5 protein-coding genes are annotated in these 4,264 nt (G+C 35.4%); 2 read left to right on the forward strand and 3 right to left on the reverse strand.

Going from position 1 to position 4,264, the window contains the following annotated elements:
* Nucleotides 1-532 (reverse strand): sigma-70 family RNA polymerase sigma factor (locus ABIQ27_RS03260; RefSeq protein ID WP_348032013.1); only part of this gene is annotated, 532 nt, incomplete at its 3' end.
* A 58-nt stretch (nt 533-590) separates the two neighbouring features.
* The gene (locus ABIQ27_RS03265) at nt 591-1,697 is read right to left on the reverse strand and encodes a GyrI-like domain-containing protein (RefSeq protein ID WP_348032015.1); all 1,107 of its coding nucleotides are present in this window, start codon (nt 1,695-1,697) and stop codon (nt 591-593) included.
* A gap of 84 nt (nt 1,698-1,781) precedes the next feature.
* Between ABIQ27_RS03265 and ABIQ27_RS03270 the strand changes: the two genes are divergently transcribed.
* Nucleotides 1,782-3,389 carry a class I SAM-dependent methyltransferase gene (locus tag ABIQ27_RS03270; RefSeq protein ID WP_348032017.1) on the forward strand — a complete coding sequence of 536 codons (1,608 nt, stop codon included), beginning with the start codon at nt 1,782-1,784 and terminating at the stop codon, nt 3,387-3,389.
* Between the two features lie 32 nt (nt 3,390-3,421).
* Here ABIQ27_RS03270 and ABIQ27_RS03275 read toward each other — a convergent pair whose 3' ends face one another.
* Nucleotides 3,422-3,610 (reverse strand): hypothetical protein, encoded by a 189-nt coding sequence (locus tag ABIQ27_RS03275; protein WP_348032019.1) that lies wholly within the window; start codon nt 3,608-3,610, stop codon nt 3,422-3,424.
* Between the two features lie 78 nt (nt 3,611-3,688).
* Between ABIQ27_RS03275 and ABIQ27_RS03280 the strand changes: the two genes are divergently transcribed.
* Nucleotides 3,689-4,072 (forward strand): nucleoside triphosphate pyrophosphohydrolase family protein, encoded by a 384-nt coding sequence (locus ABIQ27_RS03280; protein WP_348032021.1) that lies wholly within the window; start codon nt 3,689-3,691, stop codon nt 4,070-4,072.
* The last annotated feature ends 192 nt before the right edge of the window (nt 4,073-4,264 follow it).

Consider the following 4,264-nt stretch of genomic DNA (forward strand, 5'->3'; position numbering starts at 1 on the left):
TTATAAATTCTTCAATTTTCTTCACAGCATGGTGATACGATGCTTTTAGCGCACCAACAGATGTTCCGAGAATTTCCGAGAGTTCTTCATATTTTAGTTCTTCGTAATATTTCATTTTAAAAACCAACTGTTGTTTTTCCGGCAGCAATGAAACCGCTTTTTGTAATTTGATTTGAATTTCATTCCCATCAAAATAAGTTTCTGCTTTTAGGTTATCTACAATTCTGGTTTGCATCGCTTCGCTGGTTGTGCCGTTTCGTTTTGCCTTTTGATTGATAAACGTAATGGCTTCATTAGTTGCTATTCGATACATCCAGGAAAACAATTTGCTTTCGCCTTTGAAATCTTTTAAATACTGAAAGACTTTGACAAATGTATTTTGCAAAACATCATCGGCATCATCGTGGTTTAAAACAATGCTCCGAATGTGATTATACAATGGTCGTTGATAATCCCGCAAGAGTTTTTGAAACGCAGCATTCTGCGTTTTTGGATTTAATAATTCCTGAATGAAATCCTTTTCTTCTTGCAATGTGAAAATTTAGCTAATTGGAATAAAGATAGCGGAAAAGGTTTAATCTACTGCAAAATTAAGGCGTTTCCGTTGGAGTAGTAGTTGTTTTCGGAGCTTCTACAGTTGGACTTTCGGCTGCAAAAATAGGTTTTGGCAATTCTATCGCTTTTGGGAAAACCGGAATGTAAATCTCCGTAATCCATTTAGAAGGCTGCTTAATATCATCAATGGTTTTGACATACACTTCAGTATAGTTTCCTGCAAAGTTTTCTTTTAAACCATTATCAGCAATATATTTTTTGGCTTTAGCCCAAGCTTCTTTGCTATGCGAATAGTCACCGGTTAAAGTGGTTTTCAAACAGGTAAAAGCAATAATTTCTCCCGAAGCAACATCACTTCCATCAGAAATATTAATTTGCTGCCTTACCGGAATACTAACTGAAATAGTAGCAAAGTCATTGGCTACATCATACCTATCATAGTCTACAAATGGTTTTCCTGCCATTGGAATTTTGTTCTTATTGAAAAAATGAACCATTTGTGCCATCAGGATTTTGGTGTTTTTGCCAACACTTTTAATATGGCAGGAAACAGTTTGTTTTAAACAAAAACCCGATGGACGTTGTACAATCCCATTTACTTTAATGGAATAAGTTTTCATTTCGTAGTTTAATGTTTTGTCAAGATTGCGAAGGCTTTTTTCATAAACATCTCCCAAAATTGAGGTTAAACCACCTTTGAAAAAACTAGTGATTTTGGTAATAATGTCCATTTTGCCTTTGCTGTATATGGTAACTTTTGTACCGCCAATTGTATCTTTAAATTTCCAAGAAATAGTGGCTGTTGTTCCATTGAAATTTGCCTTTTGTGCAAGGCTGTCATTTTCTTTTACAAATACGGTTCTAATATCGCCTTCATCTGAACCGTTTTCAAAAGAACATTTTGCTCCGGCACCGATGGTTTTTGCATCATAATTGAATTTGATATCAGAATCTTTTTGCATCCATGAACCAAATGTTTCCCAGTTTTTATAATCATTTACATAATCAAAAACGGTGCTTCTTTGTGTTTTTATAATGCTGCTTTTTGAAACTTCAAAATCTCCTTTTTGCGTGGCTACATAAACTGTAATTCCAACCAGCGCCAAAAGTATAAGCAAGAAGATATATTTTAAAATTCTCATGAAACTATGTTTATAAAGTGTCACAAAGTTATGAATTTTATACTACTAATATTGATTATATTTGCTCGCATTCAAATTTAAATTATGAAAACAAAAAGCGAACTTCGCGGTATTTTATTCAGGCATTTAGACGGAATTGTAACTATTCCTGCAGCCTATTCTTTGCACAACAATGGTGTTTTAGACTATATACTGCAACAGCAAAAAGTATCACTTCAGGAGCTTACTGCAAAGTTTAGTGCTAATGAAGGTTACCTGAATGTTGCGCTTCGGGTTTTGGCTTCGCAAGGTTGGCTTGTTCAACATATCGACAATCAAAATGACCAAATAACTTTTACCACAAATGATAAAAGTGAAACTGCTTTTTCACTGATTCCACTTTATAAGGATGTTTTCAATTTGATGCAGTTTTCAGAGCATTTTCATCCACGAAAATTCGAAGTTGAGCCTTTTGAAATGCTCAATGAATTGTTTACAAAATACAAATCAAACTTTGGAATTCAGTTTTCTGATGATGCCAAAATTAAAGGCATTCAGGAGCAGGTTTTATATCATATAGAAGGAGTTTTGGTTGGACCAACCATTGTGATGCTTGGTATGACAGGAATGTTTCATAAGTATTTTATGGAAACGTCTTTCCGTCCGGAGGAGTTTCACAAAAAACCAGAATGCTTCAAAGAAATACTTGATTTCCTGACACATTTAGATTGGTTTACCAAGAAAAACGATAATTACCAATTCACCGAAACCGGTTTGTTCTATGCTAAAAGAGCCGCCGCGTATGGTGTGACGGTTTCCTATATTCCAACGCTACGAAAAATGGACGACCTGCTTTTTGGCAATCCTTCCATACTACGAAATATTGGAGAACACGAAGAAGAATTGCATGTTGACAGAAAAATGAACGTTTGGGGTAGCGGTGGCGCACATGCCGAATATTTCAAAATTGTTGATCAGATAATCATTGAACTCTTCAATCGCCCAATTGCGGATCAGCCAATTGGAATTTTGGATATGGGCTGTGGAAATGGTGCTTTTCTGGAACATATGTTTGATGTGATTGAACGCCAAACAGCAAGAGGCAGAATGCTCGACGAGCATCCGTTGTTTTTGGTAGGTGTTGATTATAACGAAGCGGCAATAAAAGTAACAAGGGCCAATTTGATTAAAGCTGATATTTGGGCAAAAGTAATTTGGGGCGATATCGGAAGACCACAGTTATTAGCCGAAACGCTAAAGGAAGATTACAAAATCGATTTGAAAGAGTTGTTGAATGTGAGAACGTTTTTAGACCACAACAGAATTTGGGAAAAACCAACCGTGAAAACTCTCAACAGAATTAGTTCTTCAACTGGTGCTTTTGCACATCGTGGTAGAAGAATCAGCAATGCTGAAGTGGAAGACAACTTATTGGAACATTTGCAAAAATGGTCTCCGTTTGTAGAAAAATTTGGATTGCTATTGATAGAACTCCACACGATTGCTCCCGAATTAACTGCAAAAAACCTTGGTGTAACAGCTGCCACAGCTTATGATGCCACACACGGTTTTTCCGATCAGTATATTGTAGAGATTAATGTATTGCACAAAATTGCCGCCGAAGCGGGATTGTTTTCGGATGACAATGTGTTTACTAAATTCCCAAATTCGGATATAGCAACAGTAAGTGTAAATTTATTAAAGGGAAAATAATACTCAAACTTGTCATGCTGACAAAGAAACGGTTAATGCTTCATTGTTACTTTAATAACAAACAGCAATGCAATAAACAGTAGAAAAGCAATCAGTATTTTATAGCTTCCTTTATATACTTTTTGATGGAGTGCTTTGTCTTTCCCATAGGCAAAATAAACAGCGATTACAAAACAAACAAAAAAGATAGCGGCGAAAGTCCATTGACCAGTTGTGAACATTTATTTCAAATTTTCAACAAATTTACTCAATTGTATCAGAAAGTTGTATTTTGCATCAACAATAAATTTTACTACAAAATGCAAAAACAAATCAACTCTGTAAAAGAATTCCACACAGCTTTTGGCCTTGGTGTAAGTCACGAAATGAAAGGCGATTTAGGCGAACAAAAAAACATGTTGCGCTTCAACCTTATGAAAGAAGAAAACGAAGAATATCTGGAAGCGGTTCATAATAATGATTTGATAGAAATAGCCGATGCGCTTGGCGATATGCTGTATATTCTTTGCGGAACGATTTTGGAACACGGACTGCAATACAAAATAGAAGAAGTGTTTGACGAAATACAACGTTCTAATATGAGCAAGCTTGACCATGATGGGAAACCAATTTACCGAGAAGATGGTAAAGTACTCAAAGGACCAAACTATTTCAAACCAAGTTTTGAGGAGATATTGAGATAAAAAAAGCGCACTGAATGGTGCGCTTTTTTAAATTATTCTAATATTTATTTTATCTTCCATTTTTGTACTATTTCGGCATTAAAGCCCTCGGTATCTTTTGGATTAGGATTTCCTTTACCGGTAGTAATAAGATTGAAAAGGCTTTTTTTGATATAATTAGTCCACGAATCATTGCAGATATGATAGCATTCA

This window comes from Flavobacterium sp. (assembly GCF_039916025.1).
In the GTDB taxonomy this organism is placed as follows: Bacteria; Bacteroidota; Bacteroidia; order Flavobacteriales; family Flavobacteriaceae; genus Flavobacterium.

Bases quoted from the DNA above. Each gene is read 5' to 3' on its own strand.
- ABIQ27_RS03265 (WP_348032015.1), bottom strand. From the start codon at position 1,697: ATGAGAATTTTAAAATATATCTTCTTGCTTATACTTTTGGCGCTGGTT.
- ABIQ27_RS03270 (WP_348032017.1), top strand. From the start codon at position 1,782: ATGAAAACAAAAAGCGAACTTCGCGGTATTTTATTCAGGCATTTAGAC.
- ABIQ27_RS03275 (WP_348032019.1), bottom strand. From the start codon at position 3,610: ATGTTCACAACTGGTCAATGGACTTTCGCCGCTATCTTTTTTGTTTGT.
- ABIQ27_RS03280 (WP_348032021.1), top strand. From the start codon at position 3,689: ATGCAAAAACAAATCAACTCTGTAAAAGAATTCCACACAGCTTTTGGC.